At 50.7% G+C, this 15,313-nt stretch carries 14 protein-coding genes, 1 tRNA gene and 1 pseudogene; 6 read left to right on the top strand and 10 right to left on the bottom strand.

Features of this window, described 5'->3' with window-relative positions:
- Positions 1–12 precede the first annotated feature (12 nt).
- Positions 13–2,247 (top strand): hypothetical protein, encoded by a 2,235-nt coding sequence (locus ACM1PF_RS00910; protein WP_416671601.1) that lies wholly within the window; start codon positions 13–15, stop codon positions 2,245–2,247.
- On the opposite strand, the gene ACM1PF_RS00915 is transcribed toward ACM1PF_RS00910, so the two are convergent.
- Positions 2,244–2,531 carry a hypothetical protein gene (locus ACM1PF_RS00915; RefSeq protein ID WP_416671603.1) on the bottom strand — a complete coding sequence of 96 codons (288 nt, stop codon included), beginning with the start codon at positions 2,529–2,531 and terminating at the stop codon, positions 2,244–2,246. The genes ACM1PF_RS00910 and ACM1PF_RS00915 overlap by 4 nt on opposite strands.
- 91 nt (positions 2,532–2,622) lie before the next feature.
- The gene (locus ACM1PF_RS00920; protein ID WP_416671606.1) at positions 2,623–2,988 is read right to left on the bottom strand and encodes a hypothetical protein; all 366 of its coding nucleotides are present in this window, start codon (positions 2,986–2,988) and stop codon (positions 2,623–2,625) included.
- A gap of 155 nt (positions 2,989–3,143) precedes the next feature.
- On the opposite strand from ACM1PF_RS00920, the gene ACM1PF_RS00925 reads away from it, so the two are divergent.
- Positions 3,144–3,557, top strand: coding sequence for a hypothetical protein (locus tag ACM1PF_RS00925; RefSeq protein WP_416671609.1), 414 nt, complete (start codon positions 3,144–3,146; stop codon positions 3,555–3,557).
- Positions 3,558–3,609: 52 nt separating this feature from the next.
- On the top strand, positions 3,610–3,849 hold the full coding sequence (locus tag ACM1PF_RS00930) for a hypothetical protein (protein ID WP_416671612.1): 240 nt from the start codon (positions 3,610–3,612) through the stop codon (positions 3,847–3,849).
- On the opposite strand, the gene ACM1PF_RS00935 is transcribed toward ACM1PF_RS00930, so the two are convergent.
- Positions 3,828–4,052, bottom strand: coding sequence for a hypothetical protein (locus ACM1PF_RS00935; RefSeq protein ID WP_416671615.1), 225 nt, complete (start codon positions 4,050–4,052; stop codon positions 3,828–3,830). The two genes, ACM1PF_RS00930 and ACM1PF_RS00935, sit on opposite strands and share 22 nt — an antisense overlap.
- A 187-nt stretch (positions 4,053–4,239) precedes the next feature.
- Here ACM1PF_RS00935 and ACM1PF_RS00940 point away from each other — a divergent pair, with 187 nt between their 5' ends.
- Both ACM1PF_RS00940 and ACM1PF_RS00945 read left to right on the top strand, forming a co-directional pair.
- Positions 4,240–5,154, top strand: coding sequence for a hypothetical protein (locus ACM1PF_RS00940; RefSeq protein WP_416671618.1), 915 nt, complete (start codon positions 4,240–4,242; stop codon positions 5,152–5,154).
- Positions 5,155–5,180: 26 nt separating this feature from the next.
- The gene (locus ACM1PF_RS00945) at positions 5,181–6,077 is read left to right on the top strand and encodes a tyrosine-type recombinase/integrase (protein ID WP_416671619.1); all 897 of its coding nucleotides are present in this window, start codon (positions 5,181–5,183) and stop codon (positions 6,075–6,077) included.
- 168 nt (positions 6,078–6,245) lie between these two features.
- Here ACM1PF_RS00945 and ACM1PF_RS00950 read toward each other — a convergent pair.
- The 7 genes and pseudogenes from ACM1PF_RS00950 to ACM1PF_RS00980 all read right to left on the bottom strand — a co-directional run bounded on the left by ACM1PF_RS00950 (position 6,246) and on the right by ACM1PF_RS00980 (position 14,200).
- Positions 6,246–6,318, bottom strand: a tRNA-Phe gene (locus ACM1PF_RS00950).
- Between the two features lie 206 nt (positions 6,319–6,524).
- Positions 6,525–6,944, bottom strand: coding sequence for a peptidase (locus tag ACM1PF_RS00955; protein WP_416671620.1), 420 nt, complete (start codon positions 6,942–6,944; stop codon positions 6,525–6,527).
- Positions 6,945–7,194: 250 nt separating this feature from the next.
- On the bottom strand, positions 7,195–8,382 hold the full coding sequence (gene sat, locus ACM1PF_RS00960; protein ID WP_416671622.1) for a sulfate adenylyltransferase: 1,188 nt from the start codon (positions 8,380–8,382) through the stop codon (positions 7,195–7,197).
- A gap of 198 nt (positions 8,383–8,580) precedes the next feature.
- A pseudogene (locus tag ACM1PF_RS00965) lies at positions 8,581–11,399 on the bottom strand (cation-translocating P-type ATPase).
- A 93-nt stretch (positions 11,400–11,492) separates the two neighbouring features.
- Positions 11,493–11,759, bottom strand: a complete 267-nt coding sequence (locus ACM1PF_RS00970) for a TIGR03643 family protein (protein WP_416671626.1) — start codon at positions 11,757–11,759, stop codon at positions 11,493–11,495.
- A gap of 118 nt (positions 11,760–11,877) precedes the next feature.
- Positions 11,878–12,939, bottom strand: a complete 1,062-nt coding sequence (gene psbA / locus ACM1PF_RS00975; protein ID WP_416671627.1) for a photosystem II q(b) protein — start codon at positions 12,937–12,939, stop codon at positions 11,878–11,880.
- Positions 12,940–13,165: 226 nt separating this feature from the next.
- A complete protein-coding gene (locus ACM1PF_RS00980; RefSeq protein WP_416671628.1) occupies positions 13,166–14,200 on the bottom strand; it encodes an adenosine deaminase in 1,035 nt (344 codons plus the stop codon).
- A 290-nt stretch (positions 14,201–14,490) separates the two neighbouring features.
- Between ACM1PF_RS00980 and ACM1PF_RS00985 the strand changes: the two genes are divergently transcribed.
- Entirely contained in the window at positions 14,491–15,312 is an 822-nt protein-coding gene (locus ACM1PF_RS00985; RefSeq protein ID WP_416671629.1) for a tetratricopeptide repeat protein, read from the top strand.
- Position 15,313: the final 1 nt, after the last annotated feature.

Genomic DNA, 15,313 nt, shown 5'->3' on the forward strand with positions numbered 1-15,313 from the left:
GTTCCCGCGCGCGTGTTCGATCCGACAACTGGCAGTGTGGATGCCCTGACCGACACGATGGCTGAGTATGCGGTGAAGTCTCAGGCTGCATTTGAGGCCAGAGCTTGGGTTGATGGAATGTACCAGAATCATCCCCATTTACGGAATGTGGGGATATCTGTCGATGCTGAAGTGCTTGCCCCTGAAACTTTTGATGAGATGTTGGCGAATCGGGGAATGCGATCCGCACGTCCGATCGATGAAATGCCCCCAGACTTGAGTGATGTGTTTAGCCGTCGCCCGTCGTCTAACAATGGTCTGAATCGTGGGGCCGCGGCTGCCAGTGATGATGTGATCGATGTAGTGGCAACGCCCGTCAGGAGGGGAACTACAGCATCTCGTCAACTGCCTACACCTCTGCGAGTGTTGCGGCATCCCCTCACAGGCGGGCTGATTGATTTTGGGGCCGGCATTGCATCGGGGGACTCTGTCCCCAGGGCAGCAGCCGGGGCGATCGGTTCTACAGCCGGGGGAATGCTCGGAGGGCACATTGGAGGGCAGTTAGGAGGGGCTGTAGGGTCAGCCATTCCGGTTGTGGGTACGATCGCCGGTGCAGGGGTTGGGGCCGCCATAGGAGGGGTTGTAGGTGGGATGTTAGGAGGGGATCTCGGACGAGCGGCCTATGATGCCATGTTCCCTGATGCTCCTCAAGCCCTGAGAGATGGCTTGAATCCTGAGCCAAATTACCTACCTTTCAGAGGTGGGCAAATGGCAGGGGTATCCTATCGGATCGATGTCAATTACCGTTATTTTGGCTCAAGTACGGGTTCAACCTCAATAACTGGAGTCTGGGGGCCAATTCGGACGATCGCCATGAGGCTGACCACTTCCAGTGGTGGCACTCAAGGATATCAAATCTACGCGATTGGCTCTACCTCAGCCAGTAATTTAGAGCCGCGAGAGTATCACATTGCAGGGGGATCAGGGAATGGGGCCCATGATTCAGCCCTGCTCGGATCGAACATCACCCGTTCTGGAGGTTTGCCTGACACTGGGGGCAATCCCCCAGCTCTCCCCACTCGACCGATCGCCCCTGGCAACCCACGCTTAAGGCATCCTGGAAACAGCCCGTACAACGATTACTACCCCAGCTCATCTCCACAGGCTCAACCGAGGGGCGATAGCCCTTACCATGCCCCCTCAGCCCGTCCAGCACCAGGGCGTACCCCTGTGATGGATCGGCCACCCGTCGCAACCTTACCCGCATTGAGTGATCCGAAAACTGGCAGTCCAGCAACACCGACACCGACACCTCGAATCCCCCCCCAAAATCAAATCACCCCTGATCCTGAGTTGGGATGGGTTCCCATGATCGCCCCTGGAGTGGGAGTCGGTCTAGCTCCTGCTCCCAATGCTCCACCGACGCGGATTCGTTTCCCCCCCCTGGTGAGTGCCCCTGGTTTGCCACTGACCCAAACGAACACCGATAATGATACACCAACAGGAACAAGGCGAACACCAATAGCTATTCCCGCTACTGGGTTAGGAACAGGAACAGGAACACAAACTGGAATTACAACAACTATTCCTACTACCGTATTAGATTGTGAAGCATTAAAGGAATGCTTAGGGGATTGTGACTGTGCAGATACTAACAAACGATTGAAGCGAATAGAGGATGCTTTATTACAAATCACTACGCTCAAACTTCAATACAATCCTTGTGAAGGTGAAGCGGAAAACATTGTGATTGAGCAACCGAGAATTATTGCAATAGCGAGAGGGATAGAAGAGGCTGACAAGCTGAATGATAAACGCGCTCATCATGCTTGTGATGTTTCATCTGCTATCCCTGAGAGTTGGGCAAGAAAAGTACATCATATACCACAATTAGTTGTACAATTTGCAGAGGATGTAACACCTAAGAAATCCTCACGATGGAGCTTTTCTATCCCTCATTATAAGTATGACTCAACCCATGAACCGGATATTCCTAAATACACACGTGGGAATCTAATGGGAACACTTATTCTGAATGATAATTCACAGTTTATTGCAAACTGCAAGGATGAGGAGGAGTGGCAAAACTTACTCAGGAAAATACTGCTTTTGATTGATAGAGACTATCTACAGGGTGCATATGATAAGACCACAAAACGGAATGGTCACGAGATTGAATCGAAGAAGGTCAAGCCTGTTTATGGGAAGTTTTTTGGAACGGGTCAAAAGGATGTTGTCCCCGACTGGATCATCACCTTCCCCGACTAATGCCCTCTGTCTCGCTTGATGTCCCCGATCGCCTTCTCATAGTGGTAGTCGATCGGCTTGCCGGGTTCCCTGCTCTGAGATAGTGCCACCAGCCGATCGGCTGCTCCTCTGTCACCATTGAGCAATTTCATTAACTGCTTAACCAAGTCTGGAGAGGGGATAGAGGCTGAGGAGGGCTGAGGGGTGAAAGTTTGAGCCGATGGAGCCGGGGAAGCTGTAGCCGGGGAGGTGGGGTGAAAGTCGCTACTGGGGAGAGTTTCTTTAGTGAAGCGGTAGACAGACATGGGCATAATCCTATAAACACTACAAAACCCCTGTGGACTTGCTCCATAGGGGTTATTTCTAGATTGCCCAATTAGATTTATCGGATAACTTCTACTCTTCAGATGGTTCAATTTGTGGCGGGTCTGATTGTTGCCTCAATGCCTGTAGCTGCTTGAGGTTGTTCAGCCGTTCCTGATGCTTTTCCCGTTCTCGCTCGTACCACTCGATGCACTCTACTGAGCTTTGCAACTGATCCTCAGCATCTTGAATCAGTTGCTCTAGGATTCCCCCAGTGATAGCTGAATCTGCTTCCTTCCCAGCCGCTCCAGCAATTCCGACACCGAAATTCCCATCTGTTGGGCTAGTTCCTCCAGTCCCTCCTTCCCATCTGGAGTAATTCGAGTCCTCAGCCACTCCGACTTGTTCTGTCCGTGTTGACCGTGTTTTGCCTTCGGCATTTTTCGCTTTAGTACCCATGAAACTTGCTCCTATTGTATCCTCAATAATCACCAAATATTGTTTTCACAATAGGGTTATTTTAACTAAATTGGCAATACAATACTGAAAGATGAATAACCTTTGAGGGAAGCAAAGCAGGGCAATTCAACGGTGAGCCTTGCCGACGGCTTGCGGTGCAACGCCGCATTCCCTCACCCCAGGGCGATCGTTTCCCCTGGCAGGGCGATCGTCCTCTCTCACCCACTAAGGAGGAAATTTTGAACCACTGTAGAGACTGCAATGTTTTCTCACCGGAAGGCTGTGCTGTAAATCCTGGTTACTGGAAAGCTCAACACCTTTTGAGCAAGGCTGACAAAGATTTTAGACAGGCTATGGTTCCAGCTATCAAACCTTGTCCAGATTGGGAACTGTCAGAACCCAAAACATTGAGCTTGACCCTACCGGAAACCTCATGGCGGCTATCGGTCGATCGCAACTGTCCAAGCGAGATTGCAAAAACAATTCTTTATGAGATTGAGAAGCAAATCCGATCGCAATTAGGACTACCTCCAGGGATGGATTCTGACTACGACGATATTCCTTTCTAGCTAAGAGAGGACTGTTCAAACTCTCAGAAAGCCCTTCTTAAAGGAGTCATGAATGCACATCACTGACTATCGCACCTTGCCAACAGACGTAAAGCGAGAACTGGTTTTCGACTATTTGAAGTTCAACAAAGCTTGCGTCGCCCTGGCTGCAACAGACAACACCTCACCAGAGCAGTGGTCACAAACGATCGGCTGCCTTGCCCTTCAGCAACTAAAGGAGATGCACCCATCTGACATCGAAACCGTAATCAACCTGATTTACCAAGCCCGTTACAGACAGGAGAATTCATGAATCAAGACGCGATTTGGAACATTTACCGAGATGATTGCCTCTGCGCTACAGCCCCCAGCAGGCGATCGGCTGACAGCATCATCAAGCAGTTGCAACGGCTGCATCCCAGCAGCCAGTTCAAAGCACGCTACACAGGAAAGGATCTCGGAATTAGGAGGGCTGAAGAGTGCATCGGGTAAACCATTGGGAGATCGTTGGAGCATTCCCAGATTGTGTAAACAAAAGCTTCGGCTGTTATAGCAGCAGAGGCGAAGCCGAAAACGATGCTCAGAAGTATCGGCTACTTCTGAGCAAGACCCAAATTCACATTCATGTGGTCTGGAATCCACCTCAAATGTAGTCGTTTCTAGGAAAAGGAGGGGACTGACCCCTCCTTAATTGTGAATAAATATGTCTGAATCTAGTTTCATCCAAATCCCGTTTGAAGTCCTCCACTATGTCAGAAAGTGCAACCTCACCGCAACTCAATATTCCCTGTGGCTATACCTCTATGAGCTTGAACCCTATGGGCAAAAGTGGATTGATCTGGACATAAATGATGCTGCTAAGGAATTGAACGTTGATCCTCTCACCATCAAACGGGCCGTCAAGCGACTTGAAGATCTAGCCCTGTTTCATTTTGAACCTAAGGCCTGGAGGATACGGAACACCGTAGAACAGGAGTACACTGGACTATTTTTCTCTCGACGGAGTGATCTTTCTGATGACAGAAAGATCTTTCTGTCATCAGAAAGATCATTTGATCATCAGAAAGATCTTTCTGTCACTGAAAAAGAACGATTTGACAAGGGTTCCAGCGACTTGTACAATAACAAACAAGAAATTGTTAGAAAGACAATAAACAACGTTCCCGCCCCCCGCCCTGTGGAAAACTTTGACAGGGAGAGTAGTACAACAGTGTTGGACACGGTGGTAGAAGCTGGATTCCAACCCAACAAAACCATCCGTAAGATGGTGTCTGAGTACCCTCCAGATCGGATAAAAACAGCACTTCGTGCAGCGATCGAATACTTAGACAAGCTGGAGAAACCGCTACAAAAACAGCCAGAGGCGATCCTCACAAAGGCAATTGTGCAGGGATGGCGACCGCGCAACAATTCGCAAAAATCGAAAACTCCTACAGGGTTTGATGAGTGGTTCAACGCTGCAAAGTCGGTGCGAGTCGTTGAAGCCAGCCGCATGGAGGGCGATCGGCTGATGGTTCTCACCCCGTCCGGCTGGCAAACCTATGAGGAGGTGTCGGCCGCGTTCACCCTCCGCAAACTCCAGGACATGAACACTCAACTCAATGGGCTGACTCGATAGGGCCATGCTGAAGCGAGAGAGACACCTTGACCCGTAAACAACGACGGATCAAGCCTTGCCGATTGCGTGACCTCTGGAACCAGTACACCGAATTTCAACGCTCACAGTTGGCCCCTTCCACCATTGCCAGGGACTACCGCAAGGTGGCACGGCTGCTCGTCAAGATGCCCGACTATCTCGACACGGCAATTGAAATTCGTGATTGGCTCCTCAAACACTATGCGGCTGAAACAACCCGCCGCTATTTGATGCAGCTAAACGCTTGCTGCAATTGGGCTGTAGAATCTGATTTGCTCACCCTCAATCCCTTTCAAGGTTTGGGGAAACAATTCAGGCAGAAGGTGAATGATCTCGCCTATGTCGGATTCACTGCGATCGAACGTGACACTATCATCGCTACCATTGAGGCTGAGTACCCAGTTTATGCATCTTGGGTCAAATTTCTGTTTTGGACAGGTTGCAGGCCGGAGGAAGCAGCCGCGCTGAAGTGGGAACACATGACACCCACTTACACTCAGATCCGGTTCAGCCAGGCGGCCCCAGTGGATACCAAGAAAGTGCAGGCTACCAAAACATGGAAAAGTCGCACGTTCCCCACTAACCAGCGGCTGCAAACCCTGCTCACCACGTTGCACCAGTCCAACAGCCCGTCCTCAGATTTTGTTTTGCAGGGCTTAGAGGGCGACTCGTTCGACTATCACAACTTTCAAACTCGCTATTGGAAACCAACTGTGAAAAGGCTTGTTAATAGAGGTGAAGTTTCGATCTATTTGCCTCAGTCCCATGCGCGGCATACCTTCATCACGTTAGCATTGGAGCATCTGCCAGTGAAGGATGTCGCCTACCTGGTGGGCAACACCCCAACCGTGATTTACAAATATTACGTCAGCCGATCGCGTGATTTGCAGGTTCCTGAGTTCTGAGGTGTTGCTTGGGAATGCAACTAAGCAAACTGAAAACCCTGTTTTTTGGTGATCTGACTCACTCAATGGCAACGAGAGAATGAGGCTTACAGAACATCACCGATCGGTGATTTAAGCCAAATTCAGTCCAAGGCTTTTCCTTTACTGGAAGTATGAACGCTGAAACAATGCCAGGAGGCGGACTTGAACCGCCGACACGAGGATTTTCAGTCCTCTGCTCTACCAACTGAGCTATCCCGGCGAGGCATTTATCTGTGCTTGACTAAGATAGCAAAATACTGGAAACCTTGGCAAGCAATTTTTGAAACTAAAGCCAGATGATTTGCAAACGGGTTAGAGAAACTGATTTGGATCCGCCAGAGATGGCAGGTGAGGGTCAAGAGCTGAGGTGGATCGGCGTTTAACCGCTGGTTCATGCCTGAGGGCAACCGCCGATCGCCCCATTCCCTAATCGACAGGCTGCAAACGGATCACATTCAAAGTAAACGTTCCTGCGCCTCGCCCGGCATAAGGACTGACGCGAATAATATAGTCTCCCCCCTGCACAATCCGGGTAAACAGGAGTGAGTTTGTCGTGCCGTCTGGGCCATCGTCGTTTTCACCCACTGTGCTGCCATCTGGTGCAATCAGCGTCACAATCGTGTCGAATTCTTCCGATCGCAAATCCATCAGCACCATATCCCCCTCCGAAAAAGATACGGTGTAGTCCCGGTAGAACCCGCCATATCCTGTAGGAATATCATTTTCTGAAAGCACATCCGTCACTTCACTGCCTGCATCCAGAGGCACAGGATTATAGATTGAGGCAGGTTGAGCCGCAGCAGATAGCACATTCACACCAACCGTAAATACAGTGGCCGGAATCATCAGGGGGAGGCTGAATCTAGAAAACAAAGACTTTCTCATAACAGAATGCAGTACCCTGCAAAAACGACAGAAACTCTCAATTACGCCTCACCATGCTAGCTAGGCTTGACTCAGTCTGCCAGTCATTCAGCTTTACGTTTGTTTGAGAGTGGCGATATTCTACAAAAATAGGGGCATTGATCTGAAATGCCCCTGAGAGTCTTAAGATTTGCAGTGCGCGTGTCTAATGTCTTTGTGTCCAGATAAAAGCCTAGATATCATAACTGGGTTCTTTAATTTGCATCGCCTTTGCCAGTTCTGCGGCTACTTCTGGACGCGAGAATTCTGGAGGCGGCAGTTCGCCCCGGCGCAGCATCTCCCGCACCTTCGTGCCTGAGAGATGAATCCGTTCCTCTGGTAGGCTGGGACTGGTTTTGGTTGTTGCCATCGACTGGGTACGGGTGCAGTAGAAAGCGTGCTCAAACTTCATGGGTGTAATGCCCAGGGCGGAGGCGGCAAACTCATCAAAAATATGTTGAGCATCATAGGTGCCGTAGTAGTCACCCACCCCAGCATGATCGCGCCCCACAATGAAATGGGTACAGCCATAATTCTTGCGCACTAATGCATGGAAAATTGCCTCACGGGGGCCTGCATACCGCATGGCGGCTGGATTAATGGCTAGAATCACCCGATCGCGTGGAAAGTAGTTTTCCATCATGATTTCGTAGCAGCGCATCCGGACATCCGCTGGAATATCATCGGATTTGGTCGCTCCCACAAGCGGGTGCAAAAACAGTCCATCTACTGTTTCCAGAGCGCACTTTTGAATGTATTCGTGAGCGCGGTGAATGGGGTTGCGGGTTTGGAAGCCGACGACCGTTTTCCAGCCTTTGTCCCGGAAAAGGGCCCGTGATTCAGCCGGATCAATTTGATAGGTGGGAAACCGGGGATCGGAATCCCGCTGAAGCAACCAGACTGGGCCTGCCAGATTGATGCTCCCCTGGTTGTAAATCACGCGCACCCCTGGATGCTGTTCCTCATTAGTGCGATAAACGTGCAGAGCTTCATGCATTTTATCGTAGGCGTATTTCTGGGTCAGTTGCAGAACGCCGACAAATCGACCCAGAGGGTCATCCAGCCGAATCAGGCTTCCTTCTTGCAGCGGCGCAGCGACTTCTTCTGTCACCGATAGCGTCACCGGAATTGACCAGGGCAAACCGTTGGCCAGATGCATTTCATCCACAACCCGATCGTAGTCTGCCTTTTCCATAAATCCAGTCAGAGGGCTGAACCCGCCGATCGCAATCATGGCCAGATCAGAAAAAGTGCGATCGTCCAACTGCACCACTGGCAAGTAATCCGCCTTGTCCAAAAATTCTGCTCGTTGCTCCGATGTGCAAATGCGGTTAATCAATTGCCCACCGTGAGCCGGAATTGTATCAACGTGAAGACTCAAGATAATCCCCTCTTTTCTTTGATTGCAACTGCCGTGATGGTGACGACCCTACAAAAAATATTAAATGATTCTGAAAATATCCTATTACAGGAAATGTCGTCTACCTGTTTTTTTCTGTGGCTTTTACGATCACTTTCAAGGAATGGGGGAATCTGCTTGACAGTTGACTCTTTTTAGGGAACCAGATTGGCTTTGCCATCACCGTCGCTGGGAACCCAACTGCCCCTGCCGAGGACTCCGTCGTAAGAACCACTTTTCCATTTCAACGGCCCAAAAGCCGATCGTGCTGGTGACCAGGCAAATGAGTAATTCCTGGGCCGTTAAGGGATGGGTGCGGAAGATGGGTTCAATCCAGGGGATATAGATCACCGCTAATTGCAGGATAAAAGTGAACAGTACAGCCGCCAGCATCGGACGATTACTCAGCAGTCCATACTTATAGAGGGCATCTCGCTCCGATCGCATGGCCAGGCCAAACTAATCCGGGAGAAGGCCAGTGTGGCAAAGACCATCGTTTGCCAGTTGTCCCAATCCATCATCCACACCCAATAGCCCATGCCCAGGAAGGTAATCCCCATCAGCAGTCCGACCCAGATAATATCTCGTCCCACCCCACGGCTAAAGACACTTTCATTAGGAGGGTAGGGCGGCCGACGCATCACATTGTCTTCCGCAGGTTCAACACTGAGGGCGAGGGCTAACAAACCATCGGCGAGCAGGTTAATCCAGAGAATCTGAATCGGTTCCAATGGCAGCGGCATCGCCAGGAGCGGTGCAAACAGCATGATCACCACGCCACCCACGTTGCCCGTCAGGGTATAGCGAATGAATTTGCGGATATTGTCGTAAATCACCCGCCCTTCTTCAACCGCAGCAACGATCGTGGCGAAATTATCATTCAGCAGCACCATATCCGCAGCTTCCTTGGCCACATCGGTTCCGGTAATGCCCATGGCTACACCAATGTCGGCTTTGCTGAGGGCGGGGGCATCATTCACGCCATCCCCCGTCATGGACACGATATGTCCCCGATTTTTCAACGCCTCGATAATCTTCAGTTTTTGTTGAGGGGATACCCGTGCATAAACAGATACCGATTCCACTTGGTTTTCCAGGTCAGCCGTTGAAAGTTGATTTAAATCCTGCCCCGTTAAGTACTGGCTGTTTTGAGAGATCCCCAACTCCTCCGCAATATGCTTTGCCATCAGAGGATGATCTCCGGTAATCATCACCGTGCGGACTCCGGCGTGGGTACAGGTTTCTACAGCAGCTTTAGCTTCTGGACGGGCTGGATCCAGCATGCCAATCAGTCCAACAAAGATCAAATCCTGCTCCACCTGAAGCTCTTGATTGTGTTCTGGCAATTTCTCCAAGGCGCGAAAGGCAACTCCCAGCACCCGGGTTCCCGAAGCAGCAAGCCGATCGTTGCTTTGTTGAATAATTTGTTGCCAGGTTTCATCCATTGGTTCCATGCGATCGCTTTTCCAGATATGGCTAGAGATCTGGATGAGTCCATCGACTGCCCCTTTCGTAAAAGCAATGTAGGTGGATGCCGGAAATTCTGCCAGAGGGGGGAGTAGCGCCACAGAGGGATTGTGCTTTTTCCAATGCCCGTTGTCTTGCTCAACTCTGTGGATCGTGGTCATGCGCTTGCGATCGGAATCAAAGGGAGCTTCAGTGACCCGTGGCAGGAGTTCTTCCAACTCATCCTTGTCTAAACCCAGGCGATCGGCGGCGACGACCAGGGCAATTTCCGTTGGATCCCCCAGAGCTTTCTGTTCGTTCGCTGCTTCGGAATCAGGTGCGTCAGAAGCAGACTTCTGTTCGTCTGGAACCAGGGCATTGTTGCAAAGCGCGCTTCCTACCAGCGTCACTGCCATGGAAGACGGTAGAGGAACTCCTTCACCGGGCTTAAAAATCGATTTTTTGCCATCCAGCCGAGAGGTGATTTGAGCAAAAGACTCCCGCATATCTACCCGCTCACCCGCCAGGGAGAGAATCGTCACCGTCATCCGATTTTCAGTGAGCGTTCCGGTTTTGTCAGAACAAATCGTGGTGACAGACCCCAGAGTTTCTACGGCGGGGAGTTTGCGGATCAGGGCTTGCCGTTTCAACATTCGTTGGGAGCCGATCGCCAGGGCAATGGTCACGACTGCGGGCAATCCTTCTGGAATAATGGCAACCGCCAGACTGATAGAGGTGAGAAATAAATCGTCAAATTCCCCACCGCGCAAGATGCCAATCAAGAAAATGACGGCAACCAGCAGGACTGCGGCTAAGGCTAATCGTTGCCCTAAGTACTCTAATCGTCGCTGGAGGGGCGTTTGCTCCTGCTCAACTGCCTGCATGGAGGAAGCAATTTTACCAAGCTCCGTTTCCATGCCCGTTGCAGTCACCACTGCCTTGGCTCGACCATAGGTGACGGTGGTTCCCATATACACCATATTGTGGCGATCGGCGATGGGAAGCTCACTGATATCAATAGGCGCAGTGGTTTTTTCCACTGATTCGGACTCGCCAGTAAAGGCAGATTCCTGGGTACGGAAATTCATACTCTTCAGCAAGCGACAGTCTGCTGGAACCTGATCCCCATCTTCCAGTTGAACAATATCTCCTGGAACCAGTTCTCGGGCCGTAATTAAATGCCATTCTTTGTTGCGCCAAACCCTGGCCCTGGGAACCGCCATGCGCTTCAGGGCGGCAAATTCTTTTCCAGCTCTATACTCCTGAAAAAAGCCCAACAGGGCATTAAACAGCACGATCGCCAAAATCGCAGCGGTATCAACCCAATCCCCAAAGATGGCTGAAGCAATGGCTGCTCCAAGTAGAACCAGAACCATGGTTGCGGTAAACTGCTCCCACAGCATCCGCCAGGGACTTTTGGGAGGACGCTCAACTAGTTCATTCAAACCGTATTCAGCCAAACGTTGCTTTGCCTGGGCCTGGCTAAAACCAGTTGCCAGATCTACGCCTAATTGATGTAGAACTTGCTGAGTATCCAGTTGGTACCAAGTCATATGTTAAGAGAGAGGCGGGAGAAAAAACTGCTTCATCCGTTACCCCGATTAAACCATGCTGGACTGGAATTCCTCATCTATCCTTATTACTAATTATTTTTGGTTTTGAGATCTAAATCTGCCCTCAACAAAGCCTCGCTTTTGCAGGTGTTTGGTTTTGCGACCCGTAACCCGTTTCCGCCACATTTTGAAGCTGGAGGCTTTCATTTCCCGCCGCATCAGGGCAATGACCTGCTTTTCCTTCAGCCCATACTGGATTTCGATCGCCGCAAAGGGAGTGCGGTCTTCCCATGCCATTTCAATAATGCGATCGACGGTTGCAGAATCCAGGGTTGTTAGTTCAGGCTCTTGTTTTGCCATTTGTCCTGGGTTTTAAACATTCGACATAAAAAGAAGTGCCCCACAGGGGGCACTCCATCAAACCAGTTCAGACCTAATAATGATCAGATACTAGTCAGCTCAAACATTAGTCAGCTACCTAGCCAACAATCTCAGGAGCCTTCACCGTTGCCAGGTCGAGAGGGAAGTTGTGCGCATTCCGCTCGTGCATCACTTCCATCCCCAGGTTCGCACGGTTCAACACATCCGCCCAAGTACCGATCACTCGTCCCTGAGAATCAATGATGCTCTGGTTGAAGTTGAACCCGTTCAGGTTGAACGCCATCGTGCTGATACCCAATGCCGTGAACCAGATGCCGACCACAGGCCATGCACCCAGGAAGAAGTGCAAGCTACGGGAGTTGTTGAAGCTCGCATATTGGAAGATCAACCGTCCAAAGTAGCCGTGCGCTGCCACGATGTTGTAGGTCTCTTCTTCTTGTCCGAACTTGTAACCATAGTTCTGAGACTCGTTCTCGGTCGTCTCACGCACTAAGCTGGAAGTCACCAACGAACCGTGCATCGCACTGAACAAGCTACCGCCGAACACGCCAGCTACGCCCAGCATGTGGAACGGGTGCATCAGAATGTTGTGCTCTGCCTGGAACACAAACATGAAATTGAACGTACCGCTAATACCCAACGGCATCCCGTCTGAGAAGGAACCCTGTCCGATCGGGTAGATCAAGAACACTGCAGTCGCTGCTGCTACAGGCGCAGAGTAGGCGACGCAGATCCACGGACGCATCCCCAAGCGGTAGCTCAGTTCCCATTCCCGTCCCATGTAGCAGAACACGCCAATCAGGAAGTGGAACACGATGAACTGGTAAGGACCACCGTTGTAGAGCCATTCGTCTAAGCTAGCGGCTTCCCAAATCGGGTAGAAGTGCAGTCCAATGGCGTTGGAGGAGGGGACTACTGCGCCGGAGATGATGTTGTTGCCGTACATCAGGGAACCTGCAACAGGCTCACGGATGCCATCAATGTCCACAGGAGGAGCAGCGATGAAGGCGATGATGAAGCAGGTGGTGGCAGCCAGCAGGGTGGGAATCATCAGTACGCCGAACCAGCCAATGTAGAGGCGGTTTTCGGTGCTGGTCACCCAGTTGCAGAACTGCTCCCACAGATTTGCGCTTTCGCGTCTCTGTAAGGTTGTTGTCATAATTCCAATGAGTGCTTAATTAACTGCTAGGAATGCGGCAAGTTGTTTAACTCACCGTGATAAACATCCTAGGATATTTATTGATTTTTGTAAAGTTCCTGGAGTAGATGCTCATAATTTTGTTTCTGTTCTTTAAGAGAGCCTGGAAAAAGCACCTGCGGGGTCGAGGTGCTTTAAGGGTTGATGGGATTCAGTTTGACGAAGGTTTGCGTGACCCAATCAGGGCTCAGGCCACTGGATCAAATTCGGGATGTAGCAAGATGTTACTCAGAATCGAAGCGGGTCTTTCCTTATGCTTCCAGGCGAATGCATGGCGGAAAGCCGCATCCTGACAAGCTTGCAGCTCCTCAAACCCGATGATGTCATGGGTGAGTAAGCTCTCATACTCGAACGGGAGACGAACATTGTGCAGCCCAGCATTGTCTGTGCAAATGGCAATATCGACCCCCGCCTCGAAGCACCGATCGAACACGACTTTCAACTGATGCAAATGCTCCAGGGTTCCAGTTTTGAGGTAAGTGGTGGGGCAAACCTCCAGGCATTGACCGCGCCGGGCTAGTTCTGGCAGCAGTTCGGGGAATTGCAACGGAATTTGAATGCCATGACCAATCCGCATCAAGAAGGGCAACAGTTCGGGATAACACCCTTCCTCCGTTTCGTACAAATGTCCCGTGGTATTTAAGCCCAGGGAGCGCGCATACTCGTACAGGTCAATGAATTCATCCAGCCGATCGCGGTAGTGGGCATCTCCTCCTGCCAGATCAATGGCACAGACATACTGAGGCATCTGTGCAGCCAAGTCTACAATCGCCCGATTTACTTCATAGGGCAACCGGGAGTGCATACAAAGAATCTGACTGGTCACGATCGGATATTCAATCATCTCGCTTGACTTGCCGACGATTTCGACAATTTGAGTCATGCGATCAATCCGCTCAGTTTGACTTAATGTGTCGGGTGTTCGCAGGTAGGGCGTGTAGCGCAACTCCAGGTAAGCCAGGTTCTCAAACACATACGCCCCTCGCATCAGTCGATAGATAAAGTACGGCAGGGTTTCGTCCGTCTGCACTTTTTCCACCAACGTATGCAGTTCCAGATATTCATCTAGCGTTTTGCGAGGGCGAGTGTAAAAATCCTCAAAGACTTCGTATCCTTCAAACGATCCTGCTAAGTCAGTATGGTTTCGTTGAAAATACCGCCAGAGGACGCGAGGCACGACCGACCCCCCTAGATGCCGATGCAATTCTGCATATAAAGCCATAACCACCTCATGATCTAATTTGGGATGTGCTGAATCCTGAATGAAAATCAAAAGCGACGAACCCACCCTGGCGTAGTACAGGATGCTAGCAAGACATGACTCTGCTCAACGATGGGAACATCGGGGGGCAAGAGCAGAGTTAACTCAGAGCCTTTGGATTCTTAATATAACTTTGGAACCAGAGAACCGTGTGTCTCACAGATGACTCATTACCGACCTGAGCCTGCGGATGGAGGCAGGTTTTCCCTACCTATTTGCTCGAAACTCCAAGACCTGTCATGATTTAGGCTATGTTGAAATCCCTCTCTACACTGCTACTCATCCTCTTACTCTGGCTGGGAATCGTCAGCCCGTCCCAAGCAAACATTGCTTTGGCTGACACAGTTCCAGACTTTTCCGCTGAACAGGTAGAGTCCATTGCAGAATGGCGCGATCGAGCTTTCACCGCAACGAATGCCGGAGATTTTGCCACTGCTGAAACCTACTGGACAAAGCTGATCAAAGCCCTTCCCGACGAACCAGCCATCTGGAGCAATCGAGGCAATGCCAGGGTGAGCCAGAACAAGTTACAGGAGGCGATCGAAGACTATAATTATGCGATTGAACTGGCTCCTGAAGCTCCAGATCCTTATCTAAATCGGGGTGCGGCTTTAGAAGGGTTGGCTCGATGGCAAGAGGCGATTGCTGACTACAACCACGTTTTGCAACTTGATGCAAACGATCCTGCTGCTTACAACAATCGCGGCAACGCTGAGGCAGGCTTTGGGGAATGGGAAAAGGCGATCGCGGATTACTACCATGCGGCTGAACTGGCTCCAGACTTTGCCTTCGCCCGAGCAAACTATGCCCTTGCGCTCTATCAGGTTGGCCGGACGAGAGAAGCAGTTCGAGAAATGCGGAATTTAGTCCGTAAATATCCTCAATTTCCAGATGTCCGAGCGGCGTTAACCGCTGCCTTGTGGTCTCAGGGAAATCAGGGAGAAGCGGAAAGCAATTGGGTCGCAGTGATGGGATTGGATACCCGCTACAAGGATCTGGAATGGGTGGCAAACGTTCGCCGCTGGCCGCCTGCGGCAGTAAATGCGCTGGAAAAATTCCTGAACCTCAATTAAA

It is taken from the genome of Egbenema bharatensis FJBBOT/2019 (assembly GCF_048077055.1).
GTDB lineage: Bacteria > Cyanobacteriota > Cyanobacteriia > Elainellales > Elainellaceae > Egbenema > Egbenema bharatensis.

Excerpts from the sequence above, each read along its gene's own strand:
- ACM1PF_RS00915 (WP_416671603.1), bottom strand. The coding sequence starts at position 2,531 with ATGTCTGTCTACCGCTTCACTAAAGAAACTCTCCCCAGTAGCGACTTT.
- ACM1PF_RS00920 (WP_416671606.1), bottom strand. The coding sequence starts at position 2,988 with ATGGGTACTAAAGCGAAAAATGCCGAAGGCAAAACACGGTCAACACGG.
- ACM1PF_RS00930 (WP_416671612.1), top strand. The coding sequence starts at position 3,610 with ATGCACATCACTGACTATCGCACCTTGCCAACAGACGTAAAGCGAGAA.
- ACM1PF_RS00935 (WP_416671615.1), bottom strand. The coding sequence starts at position 4,052 with ATGCTCCAACGATCTCCCAATGGTTTACCCGATGCACTCTTCAGCCCT.
- ACM1PF_RS00940 (WP_416671618.1), top strand. The coding sequence starts at position 4,240 with ATGTCTGAATCTAGTTTCATCCAAATCCCGTTTGAAGTCCTCCACTAT.
- ACM1PF_RS00955 (WP_416671620.1), bottom strand. The coding sequence starts at position 6,944 with ATGATTCCGGCCACTGTATTTACGGTTGGTGTGAATGTGCTATCTGCT.
- ACM1PF_RS00970 (WP_416671626.1), bottom strand. The coding sequence starts at position 11,759 with ATGGCAAAACAAGAGCCTGAACTAACAACCCTGGATTCTGCAACCGTC.
- psbA (WP_416671627.1), bottom strand. The coding sequence starts at position 12,939 with ATGACAACAACCTTACAGAGACGCGAAAGCGCAAATCTGTGGGAGCAG.
- ACM1PF_RS00980 (WP_416671628.1), bottom strand. The coding sequence starts at position 14,200 with ATGGCTTTATATGCAGAATTGCATCGGCATCTAGGGGGGTCGGTCGTG.
- ACM1PF_RS00985 (WP_416671629.1), top strand. The coding sequence starts at position 14,491 with ATGTTGAAATCCCTCTCTACACTGCTACTCATCCTCTTACTCTGGCTG.